Origin of the sequence: Aeribacillus sp. FSL M8-0254, from assembly GCF_038008845.1 — a bacterium.
In the GTDB taxonomy this organism is placed as follows: Bacteria; Bacillota; Bacilli; order Bacillales; family Aeribacillaceae; genus Aeribacillus; species Aeribacillus composti.
In genome coordinates this window covers 3018571-3045357 of record NZ_JBBOZY010000001.1, presented here as the reverse complement: position 1 = coordinate 3045357, position 26787 = coordinate 3018571, and the positions used below count along the sequence as shown (strand labels likewise).

Sequence of the window (26787 nt, the reverse complement as noted above, 5' to 3'; positions counted from 1 at the left end):
ACTCCTATGAAAGAGAGAAAGGGATTATGAAAATAACGTTTCTCCAATATATCCGCCTTTTTTTACTCCAGGAAGACAGGCAAATACAGCACTTCCTCGATGGACGATATATTCGTTTAATTCATCCATTTGCGAAAGCCGCTTTTGAATTGGGATAAATTGCTTGCTTATGCTGTGCTGAAAGCTGATAAACAATAATCCGGCATCAAATGTTCCAGTTTTTGCATCTATTCCATCCGCATATGAATAAGAACGGCGCAAAATTTTCTGTTTTCCGTCACCGTGAGCGACTCGAACATGGGCGGTCATTGGAATGTAGTATTCTCCGTTTTCATCCTTCTTTTCAAAATCCGGCGGATCGAACTCATTTTTTTGCCCAAGGTATGCACCTGAATCCCGATATCTGCCAAACGTATTTTCTTGTTCCTTTAAAGTAGTCCGATCCCAAACTTCGATAAACATTTGAATCCGCCTTACTACTAAATACGTTCCGTTCACGAGCCAATCAGGTCCGTCACCGGGCTGCACCCAAACGTATTGATTCATTTCAGCAGAATTTTTCACATTTGGATTCACTGTTCCATCCTTAAAGCCAAATAAATTTCGCGGCGTTTCCTTTTTCGGACTCGCTTGCTTTGTACGCTGGAAGCCGGCCTGTGCCCAGCGAAGAACCGCTTTGCCGCGGGCAATTCTCGCTAAATTTCTAACCGCATGGAAGGCAACCTGCAAATCATCCGAGCATGCTTGAATACAAAGATCTCCGCCTGTCCACTGCTCTTCCAATGAATCAAGCGGAAACTTCGGCAGTTCTTTTAGTTCATCCGGCTGCTTTTTTTGCAAACCAAATCTATCCTTGTTGTTTTTTGTAAAAAGCGTCGGGCCGACGCCGAAAGTAATGGTTAAATTTGACGCATTAAGTCCTGCAGCTTCCCCCGTATCATCTGGAGGAAGGTATTTATTATTAGCTGGATCTCCAACCGATTTGCCTTCTGTCATAGCTGCGGCAGCCTTCGTCCATTCTTTAAAAAGCTGAATAAGCTCGTTTCTGCCTTCAGCCGTCACGTCAAAAGCAGCAAAATAAATGTGGTTTTGCACTTCAGTTGCAATGCCTGCCTGATGTTTTCCGTAAAACGGAACAACCGCATTTGTATTTTCTTTTTTTTTGAGAGGTCGGCAACACGTCAGCCAATGCTAGCGCTCCACCAATGCCGGATGCACCGATTAGCACGCCGACTCCTCCGATGCCCGCAGCCTTCAACACATCTCGTCTAGATACGTTCTTGTTAAAGACAGATGTCGTTTCTTTTTTATCAGGTTCAGACATTGGTTATCCCTCCAGTACAACCCCTAGTTTAGAAAGAGGCTCTGCCAGTTCATTGATCGATTGGCTCAATTCTTTTACTTGATCCTTGGTCAGCTCAGTATATGAAATATACCCGTCGCCTTTTTTATATTTGTCAAGAAGTGCATAAACTGCTTGAAACCTCTGTTCGATTTCCTTAGCGAGCGCCTCATCCTTTTCCTTAAGGGCAGGGCTCATTAATTCATAAATCTTTTCAGCACCCTCAACATTGGCAACAAAATCGTATAAATCTGTATGGGAATAACGATCCTCTTCCCCTGTAACTTTTGATGTTGAAACTTCATTTAAAAGGTCGACTGCGCCGGTGATCAAAAGATCGGGTGTCACATCAACAGTTTCAACTTTTGCGCGCAAAAGCTTCACATCTTTTATAAGCTGCTCAGCATATTTTTCATAGCCTTTCGTCGTATTTTTAACCCAGAGTCCCTTTTCAATCCGGTGATAACCTCCCCACTCTGCATCAGGGACATCACCTTCACGAGCGTCAATTTTCGGATCGAGTTCTGCAAATGCTTCAGCAATCGGTTCAGAACGCTCATAGTGCATGCGAGCCGGCGCATAAAGTTCTTTTGCTTTTTCCACATCCCCAGCGATCACTGCATTGGCAAACTCTTCTGTCTTTTTAACAAATTCATCTATTTCAGCGATCGCAAACGTGCGATAATCTGTAGATATTTGATTTAAATCAACTTGGGAGCTTTCTTTCGCTGTCTCTTTTTTTGCCGGTTCCGTTGTTGAACTTTCATTTGATTGGGAACAGCTAAACAACAAACTGCTTGATAAAAATAATATGACAGGCAATTTATAGCGCTTCATGCGATCAACAACAACCCCTCAAATTAATGATTTTCATTCTCAATTATATTGAGAATGAAAATCAACTTCAATAGTTTTTTCCTGTTACTAGAACTTAAAGGTGAAAATTGTATGTCAATATTGCTCGCTAGATACACCTATACGTTTTACTGCATGAAAATATTGAATGACTAACATCCTCGAAATGCAAATGTTAAGATACTTCCAGAATTTCAGTCTTTTAGTTTCATATATTTGATTATGACGAAAAACCATTTAATCAATGTTTGGTCAACACAACGTTTCATTGTTTTCACCGCATCATAATGATCTGATTTTGACAATGAAAAGTTCCATGGCTGTCGCTTGGATCGTTTTCATTTTCACGATGACCTATGAAGCGTTAATCTAAAAAACTTTTTCAGACAATAAAATAAAAAACTGTTCAACAGTAAAAGCTTTAATTCAACGATTAGCGTATTTCAAAAGGAATTTTGCATAAAAAGTCGAATGTTCATATTGGTGGAAAATGTGGGAAGGAGGAGAAAAATGAGTATCGTTGATCCTTTGAAACACGAAATTTGGCGCCGTTTTGTTCGGGAGGGAGTATTGGATCATGGGAGGATGAATAAAAGAATTGAAGAGTCATGGTATATTTGCCGGCGACAAAATGTCGATCCTTACGATGGGAAAGGAAGGGTTGTGCTCGATTCGCAGCTGTTGACGGAAAGAAGGAAAAAGAATCAAAGGTTGCTTCAAATTGCTGGTCCGATATTAGAACATTTGGAAAAAGTGTTTCAAGAAACGAAATCAATTCTTCTTCTCGCTGATAGTAACGGATACGTTTTGTATATGAACGGCCATAAACAGGCCATGAACAAGGCAGAAACAATCAAATTTATTGAGGGGGTGAAGTGGACTGAAGATGAGGTGGGGACGAACGCAATTGGAACAACATTGAGGATTCGTGAACCTATTACGGTTACTGGGTTAGAGCATTACTCTCTTGCTTCTCAGCAGTGGGTATGTTCAGCCACGCCGATCTATGACGAAAAAAAAGAACTTGTCGGAATTATCGACTTATCTTACCCCATCGACTGCTCTCAATTTTCCAACCATGCCTTAGCCACTGTTGTCGCTGCAGCGTATACGATTGAACAACAATTTCACATGAGAAAAAAGGACGATATGTTGGAGTTGCTTAAATATTCATCGAAAGTGAAAAATCCTCATTTCCCTTCAATGATATGTGATGATCAAGGGAAGATTGTATGGATCAACCATTGTTTACGTTCTTTCTTCGCGAGCATGATGGATCAACCGCTTGAAGAAATTTGTGATAAAAATTGGCGAATCAAAACGAAGACTCCTATTTTTTCTTCCATTTACCATGATTTGATTGGCTATGAAGTTACCCTGCAGAAGACGAATCATCATGAAGCTTTTCCATTTCCTACAACAATTTATCACTTTGAAGGAGTAGTTGGAAAAAGCTTATCATTTCAAAATCTTCTGAAGATCTGTGAAAAAGTTACAAAAACGGAGTCGACTGTTTGTATCATGGGAGAAACAGGAACAGGAAAAGAACTCATTGCTCGTTCGATTCATCAAAATAGTGTGAGAAAAAATGAGCCGTTTGTTGCAGTAAATTGCGGAGCTATTCCAAAGGAATTGATCGGCAGCGAGTTATTTGGTTACGTTGACGGAGCATTTACAGGAGCCAAACGGACGGGACATAAAGGGAAATTTGTTCAGGCTGACGGCGGAACCATTTTTCTTGATGAAATCGGCGAAATACCGTCGGAAATGCAAGTAGCGCTTTTAAGAGTGCTTCAGGAAAAAGAAGTTGTACCGATTGGCGGGGAAAAGCCCGTTCCTGTTGATATAAGAGTCATAACTGCAACACATCGCAATTTATACAAATTAGTAAAGGAAGGAAAGCTGCGTGAAGATTTATTTTACCGCATTTATGTATGCACGCTTAACGTTCCGCCATTAAGAGAGCGTAAAGAAGATATCCCATTCTTTATTGAGTATTATTGTCAAAAAAATGATTGGCTCATTTCTTTTCCAGATGATGTCATACAGTTGTTTTCAGCTTATCACTGGCCCGGAAATATAAGGGAGCTGTTTAACGTGCTCGAGCGTATACGAGTGGAATATGGAGACCGTATTCCATCCATTTCCCACTTGAAATCCATGCTGATTGCTTGGGAGCAAGAACAGGAAAATTCCGAAACATTCCATAAAGGTAATTTGTCGTATCGGGATCAGCTAGAAAGAGAACGCATTCTAAATATGTTGAAGAAAACAAATGGAAATATTGGTGAGGCGGCTGCTGCGTTAAATATCTCTCGAAGTACACTGTATCGCAAATTAAAAAAATATAAATTAAGCTAATTTGCGACAAAACGATAAAAATTAGGACAAAATGAGATGAAAAAAATATTTTTTATAAAGCGCTTACAAAGAATGTTGATTTGTAAGCATTTTTTTATTGGCATGAAAGTTGCAAATGAAAAAAGTGAAGCCAATCAAATAGGAGGTTATCTTTATGACGATTGCCAAATCAACATCTACTCCCATTACACAAGAAAAAGCAAAATGGATATTTCAGAAAATGCATGAAATTCGCCAGTTTGAGGACAAGGTTCATGAAATTTTCAGTAAAGGAGTGCTGCCTGGCTTTGTCCATTTATATGCTGGCGAGGAAGCGGTCGCTGTAGGAATTTGCGCGCATTTAGATGACAAAGATTATATCACAAGTACGCATCGCGGACATGGACATTGCATTGCCAAAGGCTGTGATTTGAACGGAATGATGTCTGAAATTTACGGAAAGGCAACAGGATTGTGTAACGGAAAAGGAGGATCGATGCATATTGCCGATGTTGAAAAAGGAATGCTTGGGGCCAACGGAATTGTCGGCGGGGGGTTCCCGCTAGCTGTTGGGGCAGGCCTGACAGCAAAATTGAAGAAGTCGGGAGCGGTTGCAGTTTGTTTTTTTGGAGACGGCGCGAACAATCATGGAACATTTCATGAAGGTATTAATCTTGCAGCTATATGGAAATTGCCTGTTGTTTTTGTGGCGGAAAACAACGGATATGCAGAAGCGACCCCATTTGAATATGCATCCAGCTGTAAAAACATTGCGGATCGGGCTCAAGCCTATAATATCCCGGGAGAAGTGGTCGACGGCAAAGATGTGGTAGCTGTATATGAGGCGGCAGAAAGAGCAGTTGCACGAGCTCGAAATGGAGAGGGCCCGACATTAATTGAATGTAAGACATATCGGAATTACGGACATTTTGAAGGTGACGCCCAGACTTACAAATCTGCGGAAGAAAAACAAAAGCATTTACAGGAGAATGATGCAATTGCAAAATTCCGCCATTACATTCTTTCCAATCAATTAATATCCGAACAAGAATTATTAAATATCGAACAACAGGTAACAAAAGCGGTTGAGGAGGCGGTACATTTTGCTGAAAAAAGCCCGTTTCCGTCTGCTGAGGATCTTTTAAAGGACGTTTATGTATCTTATTAAATCAAAGGAGTTAGGAGGAACGAAAAATGGCAAGAAAAATTTCTTTTTCTGGTGCGGTCAATGAAGCTATGAAGCTGGCAATGCGCAAAGATCAAAATGTTATTTTACTTGGAGAAGACGTTGCAGGAGGAGCGAATGTGGATCATTTGCAGGACGATGAAGCTTGGGGAGGAGTAATGGGGGTTACGAAAGGTCTTGTTCAAGAGTTTGGAAGAGAAAGAGTGTTGGATACGCCTATTGCGGAGGCCGGCTATATTGGCGCAGCAGTTACCGCCGCAGCAACAGGACTAAGACCGATTGCCGAATTAATGTTTAACGATTTTATCGGCAGCTGCTTAGATGAAGTTATGAACCAAGCGGCAAAACTTCGTTATATGTTCGGAGGCAAGGCGAAGGTGCCTGTAACGATACGAACAATGCACGGTGCCGGTTTTCGAGCGGCGGCGCAGCATTCTCAAAGCCTGTATGCCCTTTTTACCCATATCCCCGGTTTAAAAGTCGTTGTTCCTTCTACACCGGCGGATGCGAAGGGACTGTTGCTTACCTCCATCTTTGACGATGATCCCGTTATCTTTTTTGAAGATAAAACACTTTATAACCTGAAAGGAGAAGTAGAGGAAGGATTTTATACGATCCCGTTTGGAAAAGCGGATATCAAACGGGAAGGAAGCGATTTGACCATCGTAGCGATAGGGAAGCAAGTGCACACGGCCTTGAAGGCTGCCGACATATTAAAAACGAGAGGAGTCGAAACGGAGGTAATTGATCCGAGAACACTGTCCCCGCTTGACGAAGAAACGATTTTATCTTCTGTATCGAAGACAGGCCGGTTAATTGTCATTGATGAGGCAAATCCTCGCTGCAGTGCAGCTGCTGACATTTCCGCTCTTGTAGCAGATAAAGGATTTGATTATCTGGATGGACCAATTAAGCTGATTACGGCTCCGCATTGTCCGGTTCCTTTTTCGCCTGCGCTGGAGGATCTTTACTTGCCGACACCGGAAAAAGTGCTTAAGGCAGCGGCTGAAATAATTGGAGACGAAGCGATCGTGACCGCATAAAAAAAGCTGTGCGTGTTGATGAATGGAGACATCAACACGCATGGCATTTCTAGTATTCATCAAAGGAGAGATGAAACATGACAGTTGAAATTATCATGCCAAAGCTGGGAATGAGCATGGAAGAAGGAACGGTAGTAGAGTGGTTAAAGAAAAAGGGCGATCCAGTAAAAAAAGGAGAACCAGTTGTGGTGATCAGCTCTGATAAGATTGAAAAGGATATCGAAGCACCGCAAGATGGCGTGTTATTAGAGATTGCTGCCGAGCAGGATGAAACAGTGGAAGTAGGAAAAGTCATTGGCTATATCGGTCAAGAAGGGGAGGTAATCAACAACATAACGAACGAAGCTGCCCAAGAAGTGGCGACAACCATTTTGAAAGAAGAAAGCTTATCTTCTCAAACAACAATTCGCGTTTCACCTGCCGCCCGAAAACTAGCACGTGAAGCCGGGATTGATTTGAGCAGTATTTCGGGTTCAGGGCCAAAAGGAAGAATTACAAGAGCGGACGTTGAAAAAGCGATTCAATCGAAAAAAGCATCCCCCCATTTAGAACCTGAACAAGAAGCAGTAATCCCGACAAATAAGCCGGCGGAAGAGCAAGAAGATATTGCAGTAAAAACTGTCACTGGCATGCGTAAAGTGATTGCATCAAGGATGTTTACAAGTCTGCATCAGACAGCACAGCTGACGATTCATATGAAAGCCGATGTGACCTCTTTATTTGAACTGCAAGAAAAGATTAAAAGCGAACTGCAGGATGAGCAGAATTTAAAATTGACTATTACTGACTTTGTAGCTAAGGCGGCCATTCTGTCGCTGCGAAATCAAAAGCAAATGAACAGTTTGTATGAAAATGGGCAGATTCAAACGTATGATTCAGTGCATTTAGGCATTGCAGTTGCATTGGAGAACGGGCTCGTTGTGCCGGTTTTGCGCCATGCCGACAAGCTTTCCTTAAACGAAATTTCGAAAAATATCAAGGAACTAAGTAAGAAGGCAAGAGAAGGAAATTTAAGCAGCGAAGAAATGAGCGGCTCGACCTTTACGATCACCAGTTTAGGGGCTTACGGCGTTGAATTTTTCACCCCGATTTTGAATCCTCCGGAAGTGGGCATTCTCGGAGTAGGAACAGCTGCGGATACGGCAGTGTTTTCAGGAGATACCATTCAAAAGAGAAAAATTTTGCCGCTCAGCTTAACGTTTGACCATCAAGTAATTGATGGAGCTCCGGCAAGCCAATTTCTCGGGCTGGTGAAAAAATATTTAGAAAAGCCGTATCAGCTTTTATGGCTGTGAGTTTTCGGCTTTCAAGCTTGCTTGATTTTTTCACAATCAAAGTAATGTGTTAATAAAACAAGCGGATCTTTCATGATCCGCTTGTTTTAGCTTACGGGCAGCATTTAATTCTCATTCACAATAATTTTTATTTATTTAAGAAGTGCTTAATTTAAATTTTCCCTTTTTCATTAAGCAAATATCGTAGCTGCCGAGTTGTAATGTTTAGTGCTTCTGCTGTTTTTTTTCGATCTCCTGTATGTTTTTTAAGTGATTTGAGGACAAATGATCGGCCAATTTGTTTTTCTAATTCTTTAATGGAATCCAATACTTGTTCAAGGTCGATGTCATCTTGCTGCTTCCATAACGATAAAATATGTTTCGTCCAATTCGATAAATAAGCTTCTAAATCATCATGAACTGTGCTAGCTTTTGGAAATTTTGTTAGTTGGAAGCTGAAGCTGGTTTTTAATTTGTCGGGTAAATATTTTGGCGTAATTATGTCTGTCTCTCCATCTGCCAATGTTGCGGCTCTTTTGACAATGTTAAATAGCTCTCTTACATTTCCCGGCCAGTTATAGTTTTTCATTAGTTCAATGCTTTCATCTGAGAATGTAAGATGTGAAGCGTTTATCTTTTTTAGAAAATAATCCAAAAACAGCGGGAGATCTTCTATTCTGTTTCGCAGTGGGGGAATTCTTAATTTCACTACATCTAAACGATACAATAAATCTTCTCGAAACGTTTTTTCTTGGACAGCCTCGGCCAAATTTTTATTCGTGGCCGCAATGATCCGTGTATTCGTTTTACGAATCGATTCACCGCCTACTCTGAAATATTCCCCCGTCTCTAGTACTCTTAGCAGCTGTACTTGAATGGCCTGGCTTGCTTCACCAATTTCATCTAAAAACAGTGTACCGTTATTGGCTATTTCAAATATTCCTTTTTTCTGTTTAATGGCTCCAGTAAAAGCACCTTTTTCATGCCCGAATAATTCACTCTCCAATAACGTTTCGGAAACAGCTCCGCAATTTATTCGGACAAATGGTTGATCGTATCTTAAGCTCATGTTGTGAATAAAATGGGCAAGCACCTCTTTGCCTGTTCCTGTTTCTCCTTCAATTAATACATTTATGTTTTTCTTAGCAATTTTTTCCGCCAGCTTGACTAATTCATTCATCTTTTTATTGTTGCCGATAATAAATCCAATCGTATCGGCCAGTTTGTCGGTGTTTGCTGGTGAAGAAAATTTCTCGCTATTTAATAAATCTTCTAATGTTTTCTCTAATTGGCTTATATCATCGAACGGTTTTTCAATATAATCATTTGCACCATTCTTAATGGCCTCTACAGCCGTTTTCACTGTGCTGTATCCTGTCATAATGACAGCTTTACAGGAAGGATGAGCTGCTTTTAATTGCTTAAGCAAATGCAGACCATCTGTACCAGGCAGCTTGACATCAATTAGTGCTAAATCAAAGGAATGGAGCGAAATTAAGTTGGAAAAATCTTCAGCATTCAAACCTACTTTTACATCATATCCTTTTTCTTCTAAAAGATGTCGAAAAAAGTTTCCTACTTCACGTTCGTCGTCTATTACTAGTACCTTTTTCATTGCAAATCATCTCCCTTTCTATTCGTGTCTAACTGGGAGCTTTAAAATAAATTCACTGCCTTCTCCGTATTTACTGTTCACGACAATTGTACCGCCGTGTGTTTCAGCGATCCCTAAACTAACGGACAACCCTAGTCCAGTGCCTTTTCCTGGACTTTTCGTGGTAAAAAAAGGATTAAATATTTCCTGCAAATGCTGGTTTTGAATTCCGATTCCATTATCTGTTATGGACAGTGTGATCCATTTTTTGTTGTCTTCAATTATTTCTTTTGTTTCAATCTTGATGATCTTCTTCGGTATATTTTTTTCTTCCAAGGCATCCTTTGCATTAATTAATAAGTTTAAAATGATCTGTCCGATTTGCTGAATATTTCCTTTCACATGATCTATATGCTCAGCCAGTTCTTGTTGAATGATGATATTTTGTTGCTTAAACTGGTCGCTAAAAATTCCTAATACTTGTTCCACCGCTTCATTGATAGAGCATTCTTCGAACACATATTCATCTTGACGCGAAAAAGTAAGTAAATTTTGGATAATGGATTTACACCTTTTTCCACATAAATATATGTCTGATAAAAGTTTGTAGGAGCGGTCGTCCTGTTTGAATGATCTTAATAAAAGCTGAGAATTGCCAAGGATAGCTGTTAAAGGGCTGTTCAGTTCATGTGCGATTCCGGCTGCCATTTCTCCAATAGCCGCTAATTTTCCAGACTGAATTAGTTGAGCCTCCATCTTTCGTTTTTCTGTAATATCGATAATGTAGATGATATATGAATAAACCTCATGCCTCCTATTAAAGATCGGAAATGAGCGGAATTCAAAGACGTGATTTTTTAAATGAAACTCATCAATAATATTTTCTTTGACTGAGAGATATTTTTCCTGAGTAGCTTCCTTTTTATCGATTTCTAATAACTTGTGTATATTCTGTCCGATAAGATCGGTTTTAAAATATTCTTTTGCAGAATCATTCGATTTTAATATATTTCCTTCTAAATCTGTAATAAACATCATATCTGATACCGCACGAAACGTTTCTTCCCATTCTTTTTTGGCTGTTAAGACTTTATGATAAAGACGGACATTTTCGATGCAAACGGCAATTTGATCGGATAGCTGCTGAAAAAACGCAAGGTCCGATTCATCGAAATGATTGATTTTTTTGCTTCCAATGCTTAAAAGACCGATAGCCGCTTCTTTGCTTACGAGGGGAATGACTAAGGCGCTTTGAATACCTAATGATTGATACGCCTTTTTTTCAATGAAATAATGAAGATCATTATTCATTTGGTAAAAAATTTTTTGTGACGACTCAATTGCCTGCCAATATAAAGAATCTTTTTTTGGAAAAATAAATCCAATAGGAAAATATAAAGAATTGGGAGGATATACATTTGTTAGCGTCAGCTTATCATGTTCATATAAAGATAAACTGATTCGTTCAAGCGGAAAAAAAACTTTTAGCTTTTCAAATATATTTTTCAGCATTTCATCTATTGACATATCGATATTGAAGCTTCTATTTACCTCATTTATCACCTCTAGCTGCATGTTTTTCTTTTTGAGCTCTTCAACCATGATTTTCAATTCATTATAGTAGCTTTTTTTAGAAGACTGGACGCCAGTCAGCTTGCTGATCATTTCTTCCCGATCTTTTAGCAACATTTCTACCAAGCCTTTCTGAAAAGTTCTTCAATAATTTCGACAGTGACATCCCTTGGATTTGTGATCATACATGCATCATTTAAAGCAGTTAAGCTCATTTGAGGAATTTCTTCTTTTTTTACATGAATTTCAGAAAGCCTTTGCGGAGCTCCAACATCTTGAATTAATTCCTTCACAAGGTCAATCGCCTTTTTGGCTGCTTCCATTTTCGATATGTCGCAATCATTTAATCCAAGGAGATACGCAATATCTGCAAATTTTTGAGGATTTGCTAAATAATTAAATTCCATGACATGAGGCAATAAAATAGAATTCACATCGCCGTGCAAAATAGGATATCTGCCACCAACTGCATGAGACATGGCATGAACAGCTCCTAAAATGGCATTGGAAAAGGCAATTCCAGCTTGTAAACTTGCCATTGCCATATTGGTTTTCGCCTCTTTATTTAATTTAGAGGCGACAGAAGGCCGTAAATATTTAGCGACAAGCGATATAGAATTTTTGGCATGAACATCAGTTAGCGGTGTTGCGGCCAAACTAATATACGATTCAATCCCATGTGTTAAAACGTCGATTCCTGTTGAAGCAGTTAAATGGGAACTTTTCGTCACGAGTGTTTCAGGGTCAATAATAGCAATATCAGGTATTAACGATTTTGAAATAATGGTCATCTTTTTCTGTTTTTCTGTATTTAAAATAATAGAAAATTGTGAAACCTCTGATCCCGAGCCGGCTGTAGTAGGAATCATGATTTGAGGCGGGAGGGGATGCTTAATTTTGTCGACGCCTTCATAATCATGAATGACTCCGCCATTTGTCGCTAACAGAGCAATAGCTTTGGCTGCATCAATAGCGCTGCCTCCGCCAATCCCGATCACCGAATCGCATCCATATTTAAGATATATATTTCGACCTTTATCCACTTCTGTATCCTTTGGGTTAATCGTAATATCAATGAATGTCTCATATTTTAAACCGGCTTTCACGCAGCTATCAATGACTACATCCAGCCAACCGACCTCCGAAATACCGCGATCACTGACGATGAGCACATTGGATGCGCCCAAACGTAAACAGCAGTTGCCGACTTCAGAAATAGAACCGTTTCCAAATATTATCTCCGGCATGACAAATTTATGAATGTTCATTATGTCCCCCCTTTAACATTGACAGTTTTTCCATAAATACATAATTCCATATAAAAATAAAAAAATCCTTTTAATATGTAAAAGGTAAACAAAATATAAGTGGCAAGCAACAATTCATTGCTTACCACAACATACTGAAAGTAGCCGGCATCCGCCAGCTACTTTCAGACAAAAATACGAAATCAAGTAGAGAAAAACGATTTGTTTTTCTCTACTTGAATTATTTAGGGGCTTATTGAGCACTCCCCTATTTTGTATTAATTCTGGGCAATCCAGACGCTTTTCACTTCTGTATAGTTGTCTAATGCATAGGATCCCATTTCTCTTCCTATGCCGGATTCTTTATATCCGCCGAACGGACTTGCAGCATCAAAGACGTTGTAACAGTTTACCCAAACTGTTCCAGCACGGAGCTTGTTAGCAATGTAATGAGCTTTTGTAACATCGCGCGTCCAAACGCCTGCTGCTAATCCATAATTTGTATCGTTTGCACGTTCAATCAACTCGTCTATATCTTCATATGGCAAAGCGGCGATTACCGGTCCGAATATTTCTTCTTTTGAAATGGTCATAGAATCTTCAACGTTGGCAAAAATAGTCGGCTCTACAAAATACCCTTGTTCGGAAGGTTTTTGTCCTCCTGTTAAAAGTTCAGCACCTTCTTCCAGCCCTTTTTCAATATATCCAAGGACTCGGTTTTGCTGCTCGGAAGAAACAAGCGGTCCCATTTCTGTATCTGCTTTTAGTCCAAATCCTTGTTTAATAGATTTTGCATGGGATACCATATCAGCCACAACATTGTCATACTGTTTCTTCTGAATGAAGACGCGGCTGCCTGCACAACAAACTTGTCCTTGGTTGAACATGACGCCATTTAAAGCACCCGGAATTGCTTTTGAAAAATCAGCATCAGGCAAAATGATGTTCGGTGATTTACCGCCTAGTTCTAACGTAACGCGTTTAAGAGATTTCGAAGCGTTTGCCATAATTAATTTTCCGACTTCAGTTGAACCTGTGAAGGCAATTTTATCAACTTGTGGATGTTTGACTAATGCATCACCTGCTGTTTCACCAAATCCGGGAACAATATTGACAACACCGGCAGGAAAACCAGCTTCTTCAATAAGTTCAGCTAAATATAAAGCTGAAAGAGGTGTTTGTTCAGCTGGCTTTAATACAACTGTACAACCGGTTGCAAGCGCGGCGCCAAGCTTCCACATTGCCATGAGCAATGGAAAGTTCCAAGGAATAATTTGCCCTACGACGCCAACTGGTTCATGACGTGTATAGTTAAAATACGGTCCATTGACTGGAATTGTTTGTCCGACAATTTTCGTAGACCATCCAGCATAATAACGCATGTGTTCAATTGCCAACGGTACGTCGGCATTGATTGTTTCACGAATTGGTTTCCCATTATCCAATGTTTCTAGCTGAGCCAGTTCTTCTTTATTTTCCTCCATTAAATCCGCCAGTTTATACATGAGCCTGCTTCTTTCTGCTGCGCTCATTCTTGACCACGGTCCACGGTCAAACGCTTCTCTGGCTGCCTTCACAGCGCGGTCGATATCTTCAGCATCTCCTTCATAAACTGTTGCCAATCTTTCTCCCGTTGCAGGGTTAGGAGTGTCAAATGTTTTTCCTGAAGCGCTTTCAACAAAGCTGCCGTTTATATACATTTTTTTCTTACCGGATAAAAACTTTTCAACTTTTTCTTTTAATTTAGGGGCTGCAATTGAGCTCATCATCAATCCTCCTTCAATTTTAGTACGATACGACCGTTGATTTTTCCTTTTTCCATTCTTTCAAATACTTCATTTATTTCTTCTAATTCAGCGGTTTCAACAATTGGACGGACTTTTCCGCGAGCAGCAAAATCTAATGCTTCCTGCATGTCCTTTCTTGTACCGACGATGGAACCTTTAACGGAAACGCCGTTTAATACTGTATCGAAGATCGGAATAGGCAGATCAGCATTTGGCAGACCGACAACAACTAATGTGCCTCCCCGTTTCACTGACTGATAGGCCTGTTCAAATGCTTTTTTATTCACCGCTACACTAATAGCAGCATGAACACCGCCTACTCGATCATGTATCGCTTTGACAGGATCTTCTTTTAAACCGTTGATTGCAATATCTGCACCTAAATCTTTGGCTAATTTTGATTTTTCATCACTGATATCAACAGCTACCACATTAAGTCCCATCGCTTTGGCGTATTGTAATGCAATATGACCAAGTCCTCCAATACCGTAAATGGCCACCCATTCACCTGGCCGAGCACCTGATACTTTCAACGCTTTATATGTCGTTACGCCTGCACATAAAATTGGCGCCACTTCAACTGGATCTAAGTTATCAGGAATTTTCGCCACATAATCTGCGGGAGCTTTACAGTATTCCGCATATCCGCCATCAACGGAATATCCGCCATTCAATTGATGCGGGCAAAGTGTTTCTTGACCAGTTAAACAATATTCACATTCACCACATGCAGAATATAACCATGGGATGCCGACGCGATCTCCCACTTTTATTGATTTAACTCCCTTTGCGACTTCTACAACAATTCCGACTCCTTCATGCCCCGGAATTAACGGCAATTTCGGTTTAATCGGCCAGTCACCATGGGCTGCATGTAAATCCGTATGGCACACACCGCATGCTTCGATCTTAACTAAAACTTCACCTTCCTCTAGTTTTGGTCTTTCCACCTCTTTAATTTCAAGTGCTTTTTTAAATTCGTTAACTACTGCTGCTTTCACTCAAAACAACCCCTTTCATTTTTTTTTCGACTTTATATCATGCAAGAACCGTACCAAAATTGAAAGCGCTTAATTTGCGGAATATTAGAAAAATACAAAATAGATTTTTGCCGAATTTTTGGCAGACTTGAACAAAATATTGGCAGAATTGTTGCATGAAAAGAAAAAGCAGGTTGTTCCAGTGGGAAACCTGCTAAAAATATAGTGTTCAGTTTTTGCTCAAGCATGAATGATCACATTGCTTTCGGCACTGACGATATGCTTCCATGCAGATATTTTTTGGGGCGACATGTTCGGATTAAAGAGATTTTAAATCCTTCATCCAACTTTTTTTCGTAATTCCGAAATAATTGTGTAATTGCTGATATATTTGAAATAATTTTTTATATTTTTCTACATGGCTGAGAATTGGTTTGTAAGTTTTCAAAATTGGTTGTTTCATCCTTTCAACAGCCTCTTCTACGCTATCATATCCTCCATTTTCCTTGCCAGCTGCAACAGAGCCAAGAATGGCAGCGCCAACTGCAGGGGTATAATCGCTGGCTGAAACAATAATCTCTTTATTTAAAACGTCTGCATATATTTGCATGAGTAAATCATTTTTTTGGGGCAAACCACCGCAAGCAAATATTTCATTAATTTTTAATCCTGCTTGTTCATAATTTGAAATAATGATTTTTGCGCCAAATGCTGTAGCTTCCATATATGCTCTATAGATATCCTCAGGTTTGGAAGCTAGGGTCAGTCCTACAATCATTCCTGAAAGATCTGCATCTGAAAGTATAGATCGGTTTCCATTATGCCAATCTAATGCAATGAGACCAGATTGACCAGGCTCTAGGTGAGATGCCTTTTTTTCCAGTAAATCAAATACTGAAATTCCTTGTTCTTTCGCTTCTTTCATCAATGATTGTGTGAGTAAAATGTTTGTGGGAGAAATTCTTAGAATCCCCCCTCATCGGGCTCACCAAGCGAAAGCGCGGTAGGATCCCAAGCAGGAAACATGAAAAAAGGACTCTCTCCCTGGTAAGATGATCATTGTCCACACCATCAAACAGGAGGAGAGAGTCCCATGAATATTCAACAACATCTTACTACAAATTCGTTGACGCTGAAAGAGATCGAGCGTGACTTATTTCGAGCCCTGCAAATCGCCTTCGCTGAGTTGTTTACGGCTCTGTTGGAGGACATCGACTGACAATTGGCGGAAACCCGGGACAAGCGCCGGTACCACTTGAAAGACAAACGACGCATCACGATTCAAACTCTTTTTGGCGAAATCGCCATCGAGCGCAACTACTATCTAGACCGAGAACAAAACCGTTACACGTTTTTGCTTGACTCCTTTCTAGCGTTTGATGGATCGCAGTCAATCAGCCCTTGTGGGATTGGCTTTGGAGTGCTCTTCCTATCGCAAAGCGGCTCGTACGCTTGCCCAGATGGTCGGGTATCCGGTGATGAGCCATGAGGCGATCCGCCAGTTGGTGCTCGAGGCTGAAGCTCCGCTGCACTGCCCGGTTGACCAGCGATATGGACGGGTGCTGTTTGTGGAGGCCGATGGACTGTTTGTCTCTCGACAAGGGAAGGGAAAACGGGCCAAGGAAGACAAAATCCTGACCGTTCATGAAGGGGAAGCGCAACGGCATGAAAAGAGAATAATATAAGAATAGAAAAATTTAAATTGTTAGGAAGTTCGACTATGTTAGCTCTTGAAAGGCAAAAAAAAATAGTAGAATACGTAAAGGAAAAGAAAATTGCTACTGTGGCTGAATTGGCTGTATATTTTCATGTCCATGAGGCAACGATTCGAAGAGATTTGTCGCTATTAGAATCAGAGGGGAAATTGAGAAGGACCCATGGCGGCGTTGTCATTGAGGAAGATAAAGTAAAATCGGAGCCGTCTTTTCAGGATCGGGAAACCGTTCAGTTCGAGGAAAAACGAAGAATTGGCATGCGTGCTGCACAGTTTATACAAGATGGCGAAAATATTATACTAGACTCAGGAACAACGACTGTTCATATTGCTGAAGCGATATTAGATAGAAAAAACATAACAGTAATTACAAACGATATAAATGTTGCGGCAAAGTTGCGTTTTTCAAATGGGATTAAAGTTATTGTAACAGGTGGCACGCTATATCCGGAAAGCTATATGTTAAATGGACTCATTGCTGATGAAGTGTTAGGCAATCTCCATGTGGACAAAGCATTCATCGGAACGCCAGCCCTTCATCACAAATTTGGCCTTACTCATTTTGATGAACAGATTGCTGCAACGAAGCGTTCTATGATAAAAGCTGCGAAGAGCGTCTATGTTGTAACGGATCATACGAAAGTAGGAAGGATTGCTTTGCATACTGTTGCCAGTCCAAATCAAATTGATGCGGTAATTATAGGCTCTGAATTAAGTGAGATTGAAATCAAAAAATGGGAAAATAGTGGCGTTAATCTTCATCTTGTATAAAGGAAAATTCAAAATTTTACTCAAAATGCTTTCATTTTTCATTAACAATAATAATGAAAAAAGCAGATCGCACCGTACGGGCAGTCTGCTTTTAATTTACTATCGGCAATTTTGCGAAATCAAGAACGAACAAAAAAACCTCTGAGTTTTGATTAGGAGCTGATCATGCTTTTTGTCCATTTAAAGCATTCGCAAATTCCTCTACTGCTGCGTCCAATCTTTGCACTAGCTCTTCTGACAAGCTGTATTGTTCATTTTCTTCTCTGGTTACCCAGGCATCAACGGCATAAACGCCTCCTAGAATATATCTGCCTCCCATTGTGGATAACACTGGTTTTAGCGCATAATCTATAGATAGAAGGTGAGCCAATGTGCCACCAATAAACAACGGAAGTATTGTTTTACCCAAAAGCCCTTTTTGCGGAAGTAGGTCAAGGTATGTTTTCAATACGCCTGTATAAGCTGCTTTATACACTGGGCTTGCGATGATAATTCCGTCAGCTTGTTCCACTTTTTGGTTGGCGTTCAGAATCGCCTCGCTGTCAAATTTTGCTTTGATTAAATCTTCCGCAGGCAGCTGTGCTACTTGAATGTAATCAATCTCAATTCCTTTTTGCTGCAATTGCTGTTCAGCATATTGGATTAATCCATTTAATCTTGATGATGGAAACGGACTTCCATTGATAATTACAACTTTACTCATGTACTACTATGCTCCTTTCTACGATTCTAAAAAAACATATAAATCTTATTGAAATAGTTCGCTTTATGCTATCATCATTTTTATATTCTGTCAATATATGGAGGCTCTTAGTTGTTATTCTAATAGCCTTTAATTTGAGCATAAATCAAGAGAAAATAAGAAGCAACTTTAAGCTCTTGGAGATTTAGCTTTTTCCAAAATTTTTTTGAGAAAGCTACATATTGTTCACATTCTTTTAGATTCAACAATTCGCGAAGATATGAGACGCCTCTTTACGTGCTATTCTTTAATCCCGATGACACGAATTCGCTTATAATCGGCAAACCAGATGCCATTTTTATATATGACATTTTTTAAGTTGTTTTCCACGTTTGTGAAGATAAGATTTTTTGTTTCGTTTGTTGTCAAACTGTTAAACAGGCTGCCAGCGAACATCTCTATCCAATTTTTTACCCCATTCTCCCCATGTAATGGCGTTGGACGGTCAAAATGCTGGGCGAACACGACACGGAACCCCACTTCTTCCATCAACGATGAATATTCACCAATGCTCGGGAAATACCAAGGAAATTGGTCTGCTAATTCCTCCATGCCCAATTTATTGAATTCATTTCGGATGGCATCGGTAATCGTTTTGACATTGTCTTTGCCGCCGAATTCCGCTACAAAACGGCCGTTCTCCTTTAAGGCCTGGTATATATTGATTAACGCCTGTTTTGGCGGCTTGATCCAGTGAAGAACTGCATTGGAGAAAACGGCATCAAACTCGTTGCGGTATCCAAGATTTAGAACATCCTTCACCTCAAAGCTTAAACCGGGGTATTTTGCTTTAGCCTGATTAATCATATTTTCTGATTTATCAATTCCGACGACGTCAACTCCTAATTCGTAAAGCTTCCAGGCTAAATCTCCCGTACCGCAGCCGAGGTCAAGAATACGTTCACCTTTTTTTGGCTCCAACAGATCAAGCAAATGCTCTCCAAATTTGGAAACAAATGAATGTTTTGCATCATACAAAGCTGCATTCCAACTGTCTTTTTTCATGTGATAGGATCCCTTCTTTCATTTGTGGTAAAAATATGGGGGAATTTTGCAAAATGCATTTCAATGGAACATTCGCTTATTTTTGGCCATTTCTAAACGGTTCCAGTACTTCATCCACCCATTGACGAAATTTTTCATACGCTTCCTCATTTGTTTGAACATTTTCTATAAATACACCTTTAAATTTATCATAATAATGCTCTTTATTTGCAAATAATTGTTGAAATTCTTCCTCTTTTAAATCATCAAAAAATAAATCCATTGTGCCATCAGTTCTTTCCCAGGCAATTCCTTCGATAAAAGGGGAAAATTCATCTTTAAAGTTGTCTACATGTAAATGATTCCCGGTGTAATTTTTCGAATGAAAGTAGTCATTCTTCTTCATGAATGTGTCCTCCAAATTGATTTTTACATAATTTGAATTTTTTGCTAAGTATCTCGTTAAGAAAGATTACACAATATAACAAGATGTTTCTTGTTTACCAATTTGAAAACTATTTTCGGAGCAGGTAACCTGCATCACGCTGCGCTTTTTAACTTCATTTTATATTTTAGAATATTTCAATTGTTTCTAGTAATGCTCTATTTCAAAAAAGATTGTAGCTTGGCCCTAGGAAAATGCGATGTTGAATCATTACACAGAAACAGGAGGCACTCCCCTTCTTAAAAACAAGGTGTCATTCCCTTATGATAAAATGGACGAGAAGAATGTTTATCCCTACAATCTGGCAAAGGCGGGTAAAAAAGATGAAAAAAATAATCCCTCATATTTATTTGCATAACTGTAAGGAAGCGTTGCAATATTATCAGCAAGTATTTGGAGGAGAACTCAAAAATGTAGAGACATCCGATGGAAAAGAAATGTTTAAAGGTCACGAAGGAAAGTATATTCATGCCGAGCTGCATATTAACGAATCCTGTGTACTTTATTTTGCCGATGTTTTCTCATCGGTGACGAAGGGGAACAATATATGGCTGACATTGGATTTGGAGTCAGAAGATGAAATAAATTCAATTTTTACAACATTAGCGAAAGACGGACGGGTCAAAATGGAATTGCAAGATACTTTTTGGAATTCAAAATATGGTGTGGTAATCGATAAATTCGGTGTAGTTTGGGAGCTAAACTATGCAAAATAATAAGCGGCAGAAATTCTAAAAATAAGTGTTTGATTTGAACATGTTTTGCTATAATTGAATAAAAGCTTAGAGGAGATGAGTAAGATGAGTCAGCAAACAGTTGAGAAGGGTTATTTTGGCCAATTTGGAGGAAGCTTTGTTCCAAAGGATTTGCAAAGAGCATTGGACATACTGGAAGAGAATTTCGAAAAATTTAAAAACGATTCAACGTTTAATGAAGAATTGGCATATTATTTAAGAGAATATGTCGGTAGAGAAAATCCGCTGACATATGCGAAAAATCTAACGGAAGCGCTCGGGGGCGCGAAAGTTTATTTAAAACGTGAAGATTTAAATCATACCGGAGCACATAAAATCAATAATGCAATTGGACAGATCTTGCTTGCCAAACGGATGGGGGCTACTAGAATCATTGCAGAAACGGGTGCTGGACAGCACGGTGTTGCAACAGCAACCGCGTGTGCGATGTTTGGAATGGAATGCACCATCTATATGGGCAAGCTCGATACAGAGCGGCAGGCATTAAATGTGTTTCGGATGGAGCTGCTTGGTGCAAAGGTAGTACCGGTTGAAAAAGGACAAGGACGTTTGAAGGATGCGGTGGATGCAGCTTTAGCTGATTATGTGGAAAATTACCAAAACACGTTTTACTTGCTTGGATCTGCTGTCGGCCCGCATCCGTATCCAACAATTGTCAAGCATTTTCAATCGGTTATTAGTGAAGAGTCGAAAAAGCAGATTCTTGAAAAAGAAGGGAAGCTTCCAACAGCAGTGATTGCTTGTGCAGGAGGAGGAAGCAATGCAATCGGAGCTTTTGCGCATTATCTGGACGAACCAAACGTAAGATTAATAGGAGTGGAGCCGGAAGAGGCACCAACGCTTACGAAAGGTGTTCCAGCTGTTATTCACGGATTTAAATGCTTAACTTTGCTTGACGAAAATAATGATCCAATGCCGACTTACTCTATTGCAGCAGGGCTTGATTATCCTGGAATTGGTCCAGAGCACAGCTATTTGAAGGAAACCGGACGGGCAGAATATGTTACGGTGTCTGGAAAAGAGGCTTTGGAAGCTTTTCAGCAATTATCTAAGCTAGAAGGAATCATCCCTGCTCTTGAAAGTTCACATGCTGTAGCATATGCGATGAAACTTGCCCCACAACTAAGCAAGGAGGATATTGTGATCGTTAATCTCTCCGGCAGGGGGGATAAGGATGTCGAGCAAGTGTTTGAAATGTTGAAAAAATAAGGTAAAAATCGGCGTTTTTGAACGTCGATTTTTTACTTTCTTTTAACGATTCATCAGCTGAATTTTTTTGAAGAGCAAGTTGTTTATAGTAATATAAAAAAGGCAGATTTTTGATCCACCGGATAAGTGTATATTTATCTTTGAAAAAATTCTTGACAGCTCTGAAATGGGCAAGGTATGGGAGCTGTAGTCACGAAAGTGCTATAGAAAGTTAAAAGATATGGGATAAGTGCGTTCATCACATTTTTTCAATGAATCAAAATGGTGTAGCTTTTGAGGTATAGTTATCATTTGGTCTTAACTTTACTCTGATTTTATAGGAATCTTCTCAGCTCTTAGTATTTTATGTTGGTTGATAAATTTAGTTTGCGAAGGAATGACTGAGGGGGTCAATCTAACTGTTATCTAAGCTTGCCATGATTTCGGAGTTTACATTTAAACGCCGGACATTTACCACCAGCTTTGTAAATATATGAACAAAATAAGAAAAACTGTTGATTTAATGCTTTTTTCAGCGGTACAGGGTGTTAAATGGACAGCTTGGTATCTATTTTGTTCACAATTTCGACAAAAACATAAAAAAATGTCGTTTTTTTTACATTTTTCCGTTGCACCGTCATTTTCGCTTTGCTATAATAAAATCCGTCATTGCATTACGGCTACCACGAGCGATGCCTCGATGAATAAGCATCGAGTTGCCTCGACGCATCTACTTCCTCGAATAAGCTGGAAGAGGAAGAGGCATGGAAATTGCGTGTTTATCATTTAAATAGAAAAATAAATATTTTCGCGCGGGTGTAGTTTAGTGGTAAAACCTCAGCCACGAGCGATGCCTCGATGAATAATCATCGAGTTGCCTCGACGCATCTCCTTCTTCGAATAAGCTGGAAGAGGAAGAGGCATGGCAAATGCGTGTTTATCATTTAAATAGAAAAATAAATATTTTCGCGCGGGTGTAGTTTAGTGGTAAAACCTCAGCCACGAGCGATGCTTCGATGAATAAGCATCGAGTTGCCTCGACGCATCTCCTTCTTCGAATAAGCTGGAAGAGGAAGAGGCATGACAAATGCGTGTTTTTCGTCTTGATAGAAAAGAAATAATGTATGCGGGTGTAGTTTAGTGGTAAAACCTCAGCCACGAGCGATGCTTCGATGAATAAGCATCGAGTTGCCTCGACGCATCTCCTTCTTCGAATAAGCTGGAAGAGGAAGAGGCATGACAAATGCGTGTTTTTCGTCTTGATAGAAAAGAAATAATGTATGCGGGTGTAGTTTAGTGGTAAAACCTCAGCCTTCCAAGCTGATGTCGTGGGTTCGATTCCCATCACCCGCTCCATACATATCATTCATCAACGCAGTGTTTCGTTTTTATAAGCAAACGAAGCATTGCGTTTTTTCATTATAGAAATTTTGTATATGGCTGCCATGCCATTAAAAGAAAGAAAAGGGAGAGGCTTAAGCGAAAATTTGTTGGCGAGCATCTCCACCGTGAATTTGAACAAACATGTTTGCCATCGCTTCAAGTAATTTTTTTGCTTCTTCTGTCCGCATCGATGGCTTTAAATAAACGATATGTAAAGCGCTTGTTGTTGAAAGTTGTACTGCTGTTCGCTTGGAATCAACATAGGGGCTTCCGAAAGGTCCGTTTGCATCACAGGTTACTAGTTTATTTTCCAAATTTACTTGGCGGCCGTTGATGGCATCATATGAATCACCATTTTCACCGATTTTTAACGTAATAGGTCCTTTTATTTTGTTTCGGTCGTAGATGCCTAACGGAATTTCATATTTCAAGGAGAAAAAATTATTTAAGTCAACGGCTGAATGGATAGACTGTAAGTATTGCTGTTTTTGAACGCGGCGAAAAAGAGCCTCATTGGATGGACGGTATCGATTAGGATCAGTGCCAACACGCTTAAAGATTTCCCGCCATTCTCGAATGCCGTCTAATTCAGCTGCATTTTTGTTTTCTAGATCGAAAAAAATAGATTCTTGAAAGAAACGAAGTCTCCCTTTTAACATTTGGGGGGATTCGGATACTTGAATATGATCATACTCAATTAAGCCTATTTTAAAGTGAGGAATTCGTTGTTTGACCTCTTCAGCAATAAAAATTTCCATTGATTTCCCTCCTATTTTCAGCCATTTTATCTTAACATAGTTTATATATTTTTTGAAATAAAAACAAAGGGGGTGGAGCGGTGTGGATTTCGCAGTTCTCAAACAAGAAATTATTGAATACAGCAAGCAAATTGGAATCGATAAAATCGGTTTTGCGAGTGCTGATGTTTTTGAAACATTGAAGGAGCGGCTAATTGTACAGCAGCAGTTAGGATATCAGTCAGGATTCGAGGAGCCTGATATCGAAAAGCGGACAAATCCTGAGCTGCTCCTTCCAAAAGCAAAATCGATTATCTCTATAGCGTTGGCATATCCTTCAAAAATGAAAAATGCTCCCAGAAGTACAAAAAAAGAGCGGCGCGGTTTATTTTGCAGGGCTTCATGGGGGACAGACTATCACGTGATTCTAAAAGGTCGGTTGAAAAAGCTGGAAAGATTTATTTTAGAAAAAGTAGACGGAGCACAGGTTAAATCGATGGTCGATACGGGGGAACTGTCGGATCGGGCCGTAGCAGAGCGAGCCGGTATCGGATGGAGCGGAAAAAACTGCATGATTATTACACCGGAATTCGGCTCTTATGTATATTTGGGCGAAATGATTACAAATATTCCTTTTCCTCCCGACACCCCGATTGAAGACCGATGCGGATCCTGCAACATATGTGTCGATTCATGTCCGACTGGTGCGCTCGTACAAGGCGGGCAACTCGATTCAAAGAAATGTATTGCTTTTTTAACGCAAACAAAAGGGTTTCTACCAGATGAATATCGTGGGAAAATTGGAAACAGGCTTTACGGTTGTGACACTTGTCAGCTTGTTTGTCCGGAAAATAAAGGAAAGGATTTCCATATCCATTCTGAAATGGAACCGGATCCTGAAATTGCAAAGCCAAAATTAAAGCCGCTTCTTCATATTTCAAACCGCGAGTTTAAAGAAAAATTCGGCCATATAGCTGGTTCATGGAGAGGAAAAAAACCGATTCAGCGAAATGCGATCATCGCTTTAGCCCATTATAAAGATAGAACGGCTTTGCCTGACTTAATTAAACTGATGCACGAAGATTCAAGACCGATTATTCGGGGAACCGCCGCATGGGCGATTGGAAGGATAGGAGATCAATCAGTGCTTTTTGAATTGGAAAAAGCTCTGGAAAAAGAACAAGATGAAGAAGTAAAGAATGAAATTGTCAAAGGAATTGAAATGTTGAAAGCATGATTTTAATTGTCACCATCATACGTATATAGAAGAAACGAAAATGGTGGTGACAAATGTGGACGTACAGGCTGTTTATCGAAAAATAAATGAAAAGCTGCAATTTTTAGTGAACAAATCTGTCAATCACAATCGGCAGCAATCTTCAGAGCTTGAATGGTGTGAAAAGAAAAAAGAGCTGGCAGCAAAACGAAAAGCGGAAATAGTGAAAGCGACTTGTCTCATAAAATGGCCGAAACAGATCGAAGATGAGGCAACCGTTGTAGATTATTTATGTGATTACAGGCTTCTTTATAAGCAGGGTGATTTTTTATATATAGAAGAAATTGGGGAAGAGCGGGTAGCGAAGTTTTCCAATAAAGGTCATTTAATATCTGATGAAGTTAAACTAAAAGACTGTTTTCATAAAGATGAAGAGGATGATTGGTCAAACGAAGAGTGGCATGGAAAAGATGAACGGGTTTCTTTTCAATATGATCGGTTGAAAAGCGTCCAATATGCGGAACGGTGGTGGAACAGCAGAAATCCGAATTATCCTTATTTTGACGTAAATTGTACAAATTATGTTTCCCAATGTTTACGTGCCGGTGATGCGCCGATGAGAGGCTACCCGAACCGGTCATCAGGATGGTGGCTTGCGAATAATAATTGGAGCTACAGCTGGTCTGTAGCTCATGCGCTGATGCTGTATTTGTCCACATCAAAAACAGGACTTAGAGCGGAAGAAGTTTCGTCTCCTGAGCTGCTTAAGCCCGGGGATGTGATTTGTTATGATTTTCAAGGCGACGGCAGATTTGACCATTCAACATTTGTTGTTGCAAAAGATAAAAGCGATATGCCGCTTGTCAATGCCCAAACATCCAACAGCCGAATGAGATATTGGTCGTACGAAGACTCAACTGCCTATACAGAAAACATTCAATATAAATTTTTTCATATCATTGATGATAATGAGGATTCTTAAAAATGTTATAATAGTTTTCGAGGTGAATCATTGTGGCATTACACGTTGTTTTATATCAGCCAGAAATCCCTGCAAATACTGGAAACATTGCTAGAACTTGTGCAGCGACTAATACAGCCCTTCATTTAATTCGTCCTTTAGGTTTTTCAACGGATGATAAAATGCTTCGACGCGCAGGGCTTGATTATTGGGAATTTGTAAACATTCATTATTATGATTCTCTTGACCATTTTTTTCAGCAAAACCAGAACGGGGATTTCTACTATATAACTAAATTTGGAAAACGATATTATACGAGCTATGATTTTAGTGATCCTTCCAAAGAGATTTTCTTCATTTTTGGACGTGAAACAACAGGACTTCCAAAAGAATTGCTTGCAGAAAATGAAGATCGGTGTTTGCGCATTCCGATGACGGAAAACGTTCGGGCATTAAATTTGTCGAACACTGCCGCTATTTTAGTGTATGAGGCGCTAAGACAGCAAAGCTTTCATGGATTATCTTAAACACTTTTAGTTTTGGGCTTCTTTCGGATTGTAAATATACATTATTTTTGGCGGTTATTAAAGGAAGTATGAGAAGGAAGCGGACTACCATAAGGTTAAAAAAGCAAATACAAAGGCCAGGGCTGTCAAAGCGCCTGGCCTTTT

The 26787-nt window shown here is 39.7% G+C and carries 21 protein-coding genes, 1 tRNA gene and 2 pseudogenes; 12 read left to right on the top strand and 12 right to left on the bottom strand.

Annotation, left to right across the window (positions count from 1 at the left end; all coding sequences use genetic code 11):
• Positions 1-24: 24 nt before the first annotated feature.
• Positions 25-1324 (bottom strand): annotated as a pseudogene (gene efeB / locus NSQ44_RS14725) (iron uptake transporter deferrochelatase/peroxidase subunit).
• A gap of 3 nt (positions 1325-1327) precedes the next feature.
• On the bottom strand, positions 1328-2179 hold the full coding sequence (gene efeO, locus NSQ44_RS14720; RefSeq protein WP_340857437.1) for an iron uptake system protein EfeO: 852 nt from the start codon (positions 2177-2179) through the stop codon (positions 1328-1330).
• A 528-nt stretch (positions 2180-2707) separates the two neighbouring features.
• Between efeO and NSQ44_RS14715 the strand changes: the two genes are divergently transcribed.
• The 4 genes from NSQ44_RS14715 (at position 2708) to NSQ44_RS14700 (ending at position 8061) form a co-directional block, all read left to right on the top strand.
• On the top strand, positions 2708-4558 hold the full coding sequence (locus NSQ44_RS14715) for a sigma-54-dependent Fis family transcriptional regulator (protein WP_340857436.1): 1851 nt from the start codon (positions 2708-2710) through the stop codon (positions 4556-4558).
• 154 nt (positions 4559-4712) lie between these two features.
• Complete coding sequence (locus NSQ44_RS14710; protein WP_063387224.1) at positions 4713-5705, top strand: thiamine pyrophosphate-dependent dehydrogenase E1 component subunit alpha; 993 nt, start codon at positions 4713-4715, stop codon at positions 5703-5705.
• Positions 5706-5731: 26 nt separating this feature from the next.
• Positions 5732-6766 (top strand): alpha-ketoacid dehydrogenase subunit beta, encoded by a 1035-nt coding sequence (locus NSQ44_RS14705; protein WP_063387225.1) that lies wholly within the window; start codon positions 5732-5734, stop codon positions 6764-6766.
• 77 nt (positions 6767-6843) lie between these two features.
• On the top strand, positions 6844-8061 hold the full coding sequence (locus NSQ44_RS14700; RefSeq protein WP_340857435.1) for a dihydrolipoamide acetyltransferase family protein: 1218 nt from the start codon (positions 6844-6846) through the stop codon (positions 8059-8061).
• A gap of 151 nt (positions 8062-8212) precedes the next feature.
• On the opposite strand, the gene NSQ44_RS14695 is transcribed toward NSQ44_RS14700, so the two are convergent.
• From NSQ44_RS14695 to NSQ44_RS14670, 6 genes are all read right to left on the bottom strand, one after another.
• Entirely contained in the window at positions 8213-9655 is a 1443-nt protein-coding gene (locus tag NSQ44_RS14695; RefSeq protein ID WP_094244577.1) for a sigma-54-dependent transcriptional regulator, read from the bottom strand.
• An 18-nt stretch (positions 9656-9673) separates the two neighbouring features.
• Positions 9674-11323 carry a sensor histidine kinase gene (locus tag NSQ44_RS14690; protein ID WP_340857434.1) on the bottom strand — a complete coding sequence of 550 codons (1650 nt, stop codon included), beginning with the start codon at positions 11321-11323 and terminating at the stop codon, positions 9674-9676.
• A 2-nt stretch (positions 11324-11325) separates the two neighbouring features.
• On the bottom strand, positions 11326-12474 hold the full coding sequence (locus tag NSQ44_RS14685) for an iron-containing alcohol dehydrogenase (protein ID WP_340805611.1): 1149 nt from the start codon (positions 12472-12474) through the stop codon (positions 11326-11328).
• Positions 12475-12731: 257 nt separating this feature from the next.
• Positions 12732-14219, bottom strand: a complete 1488-nt coding sequence (locus NSQ44_RS14680; RefSeq protein ID WP_063387230.1) for an aldehyde dehydrogenase family protein — start codon at positions 14217-14219, stop codon at positions 12732-12734.
• Positions 14220-14221: 2 nt separating this feature from the next.
• The gene (gene adhP / locus NSQ44_RS14675; RefSeq protein WP_340857433.1) at positions 14222-15241 is read right to left on the bottom strand and encodes an alcohol dehydrogenase AdhP; all 1020 of its coding nucleotides are present in this window, start codon (positions 15239-15241) and stop codon (positions 14222-14224) included.
• Between the two features lie 298 nt (positions 15242-15539).
• Positions 15540-16145: an FGGY-family carbohydrate kinase gene (locus NSQ44_RS14670; protein WP_340857431.1), complete on the bottom strand. Its 606-nt coding sequence runs from the start codon at positions 16143-16145 to the stop codon at positions 15540-15542.
• A 168-nt stretch (positions 16146-16313) separates the two neighbouring features.
• Here NSQ44_RS14670 and NSQ44_RS14665 point away from each other — a divergent pair.
• Positions 16314-16897: pseudogene (locus tag NSQ44_RS14665) on the top strand (UPF0236 family transposase-like protein); the annotation flags it as partial.
• A 43-nt stretch (positions 16898-16940) separates the two neighbouring features.
• Complete coding sequence (locus tag NSQ44_RS14660; protein WP_311066438.1) at positions 16941-17705, top strand: DeoR/GlpR family DNA-binding transcription regulator; 765 nt, start codon at positions 16941-16943, stop codon at positions 17703-17705.
• 163 nt (positions 17706-17868) lie between these two features.
• On the opposite strand, the gene ssuE is transcribed toward NSQ44_RS14660, so the two are convergent.
• The 3 genes from ssuE to NSQ44_RS14645 all read right to left on the bottom strand — a co-directional run bounded on the left by ssuE (position 17869) and on the right by NSQ44_RS14645 (position 19837).
• On the bottom strand, positions 17869-18408 hold the full coding sequence (ssuE, locus tag NSQ44_RS14655; RefSeq protein ID WP_117016930.1) for an NADPH-dependent FMN reductase: 540 nt from the start codon (positions 18406-18408) through the stop codon (positions 17869-17871).
• 279 nt (positions 18409-18687) lie between these two features.
• Positions 18688-19452: a class I SAM-dependent methyltransferase gene (locus NSQ44_RS14650; protein WP_340857429.1), complete on the bottom strand. Its 765-nt coding sequence runs from the start codon at positions 19450-19452 to the stop codon at positions 18688-18690.
• Between the two features lie 76 nt (positions 19453-19528).
• Positions 19529-19837: a hypothetical protein gene (locus NSQ44_RS14645; protein ID WP_066250938.1), complete on the bottom strand. Its 309-nt coding sequence runs from the start codon at positions 19835-19837 to the stop codon at positions 19529-19531.
• Between the two features lie 362 nt (positions 19838-20199).
• Here NSQ44_RS14645 and NSQ44_RS14640 point away from each other — a divergent pair, with 362 nt between their 5' ends.
• The 3 genes from NSQ44_RS14640 to NSQ44_RS14630 all read left to right on the top strand — a co-directional run bounded on the left by NSQ44_RS14640 (position 20200) and on the right by NSQ44_RS14630 (position 23175).
• Entirely contained in the window at positions 20200-20592 is a 393-nt protein-coding gene (locus NSQ44_RS14640; protein WP_340857428.1) for a VOC family protein, read from the top strand.
• Between the two features lie 84 nt (positions 20593-20676).
• Positions 20677-21840, top strand: a complete 1164-nt coding sequence (gene trpB / locus NSQ44_RS14635) for a tryptophan synthase subunit beta (protein ID WP_340857427.1) — start codon at positions 20677-20679, stop codon at positions 21838-21840.
• A 1261-nt stretch (positions 21841-23101) separates the two neighbouring features.
• A tRNA-Gly gene (locus NSQ44_RS14630) sits at positions 23102-23175 on the top strand.
• A gap of 119 nt (positions 23176-23294) precedes the next feature.
• On the opposite strand, the gene NSQ44_RS14625 is transcribed toward NSQ44_RS14630, so the two are convergent.
• The gene (locus NSQ44_RS14625; RefSeq protein WP_130157119.1) at positions 23295-23960 is read right to left on the bottom strand and encodes a B3/B4 domain-containing protein; all 666 of its coding nucleotides are present in this window, start codon (positions 23958-23960) and stop codon (positions 23295-23297) included.
• An 82-nt stretch (positions 23961-24042) separates the two neighbouring features.
• Between NSQ44_RS14625 and queG the strand changes: the two genes are divergently transcribed.
• Genes queG through trmL form a run of 3 tightly spaced genes read left to right on the top strand, consistent with a single transcriptional unit; the run spans position 24043 to position 26643 of the window.
• The gene (gene queG / locus NSQ44_RS14620) at positions 24043-25176 is read left to right on the top strand and encodes a tRNA epoxyqueuosine(34) reductase QueG (protein WP_340857426.1); all 1134 of its coding nucleotides are present in this window, start codon (positions 24043-24045) and stop codon (positions 25174-25176) included.
• A gap of 40 nt (positions 25177-25216) precedes the next feature.
• A complete protein-coding gene (locus NSQ44_RS14615; protein ID WP_186439328.1) occupies positions 25217-26137 on the top strand; it encodes an amidase domain-containing protein in 921 nt (306 codons plus the stop codon).
• A 32-nt stretch (positions 26138-26169) separates the two neighbouring features.
• Complete coding sequence (trmL, locus tag NSQ44_RS14610) at positions 26170-26643, top strand: tRNA (uridine(34)/cytosine(34)/5-carboxymethylaminomethyluridine(34)-2'-O)-methyltransferase TrmL (RefSeq protein ID WP_094244585.1); 474 nt, start codon at positions 26170-26172, stop codon at positions 26641-26643.
• The last annotated feature ends 144 nt before the right edge of the window (positions 26644-26787 follow it).

Bases quoted from the DNA above. Each gene is read 5' to 3' on its own strand.
- NSQ44_RS14680 (WP_063387230.1), bottom strand. From the start codon at position 14,219: ATGAGCTCAATTGCAGCCCCTAAATTAAAAGAAAAAGTTGAAAAGTTT.
- NSQ44_RS14670 (WP_340857431.1), bottom strand. From the start codon at position 16,145: ATGAAAGAAGCGAAAGAACAAGGAATTTCAGTATTTGATTTACTGGAA.
- NSQ44_RS14700 (WP_340857435.1), top strand. From the start codon at position 6,844: ATGACAGTTGAAATTATCATGCCAAAGCTGGGAATGAGCATGGAAGAA.
- NSQ44_RS14685 (WP_340805611.1), bottom strand. From the start codon at position 12,474: ATGAACATTCATAAATTTGTCATGCCGGAGATAATATTTGGAAACGGT.
- ssuE (WP_117016930.1), bottom strand. From the start codon at position 18,408: ATGAGTAAAGTTGTAATTATCAATGGAAGTCCGTTTCCATCATCAAGA.
- NSQ44_RS14660 (WP_311066438.1), top strand. From the start codon at position 16,941: ATGTTAGCTCTTGAAAGGCAAAAAAAAATAGTAGAATACGTAAAGGAA.
- efeO (WP_340857437.1), bottom strand. From the start codon at position 2,179: ATGAAGCGCTATAAATTGCCTGTCATATTATTTTTATCAAGCAGTTTG.
- NSQ44_RS14705 (WP_063387225.1), top strand. From the start codon at position 5,732: ATGGCAAGAAAAATTTCTTTTTCTGGTGCGGTCAATGAAGCTATGAAG.
- NSQ44_RS14690 (WP_340857434.1), bottom strand. From the start codon at position 11,323: ATGTTGCTAAAAGATCGGGAAGAAATGATCAGCAAGCTGACTGGCGTC.
- NSQ44_RS14615 (WP_186439328.1), top strand. From the start codon at position 25,217: ATGGTGGTGACAAATGTGGACGTACAGGCTGTTTATCGAAAAATAAAT.
- NSQ44_RS14640 (WP_340857428.1), top strand. From the start codon at position 20,200: ATGAAAAAAATAATCCCTCATATTTATTTGCATAACTGTAAGGAAGCG.
- NSQ44_RS14695 (WP_094244577.1), bottom strand. From the start codon at position 9,655: ATGAAAAAGGTACTAGTAATAGACGACGAACGTGAAGTAGGAAACTTT.
- NSQ44_RS14710 (WP_063387224.1), top strand. From the start codon at position 4,713: ATGACGATTGCCAAATCAACATCTACTCCCATTACACAAGAAAAAGCA.
- NSQ44_RS14625 (WP_130157119.1), bottom strand. From the start codon at position 23,960: ATGGAAATTTTTATTGCTGAAGAGGTCAAACAACGAATTCCTCACTTT.
- NSQ44_RS14715 (WP_340857436.1), top strand. From the start codon at position 2,708: ATGAGTATCGTTGATCCTTTGAAACACGAAATTTGGCGCCGTTTTGTT.
- NSQ44_RS14645 (WP_066250938.1), bottom strand. From the start codon at position 19,837: ATGAAGAAGAATGACTACTTTCATTCGAAAAATTACACCGGGAATCAT.
- NSQ44_RS14650 (WP_340857429.1), bottom strand. From the start codon at position 19,452: ATGAAAAAAGACAGTTGGAATGCAGCTTTGTATGATGCAAAACATTCA.
- trpB (WP_340857427.1), top strand. From the start codon at position 20,677: ATGAGTCAGCAAACAGTTGAGAAGGGTTATTTTGGCCAATTTGGAGGA.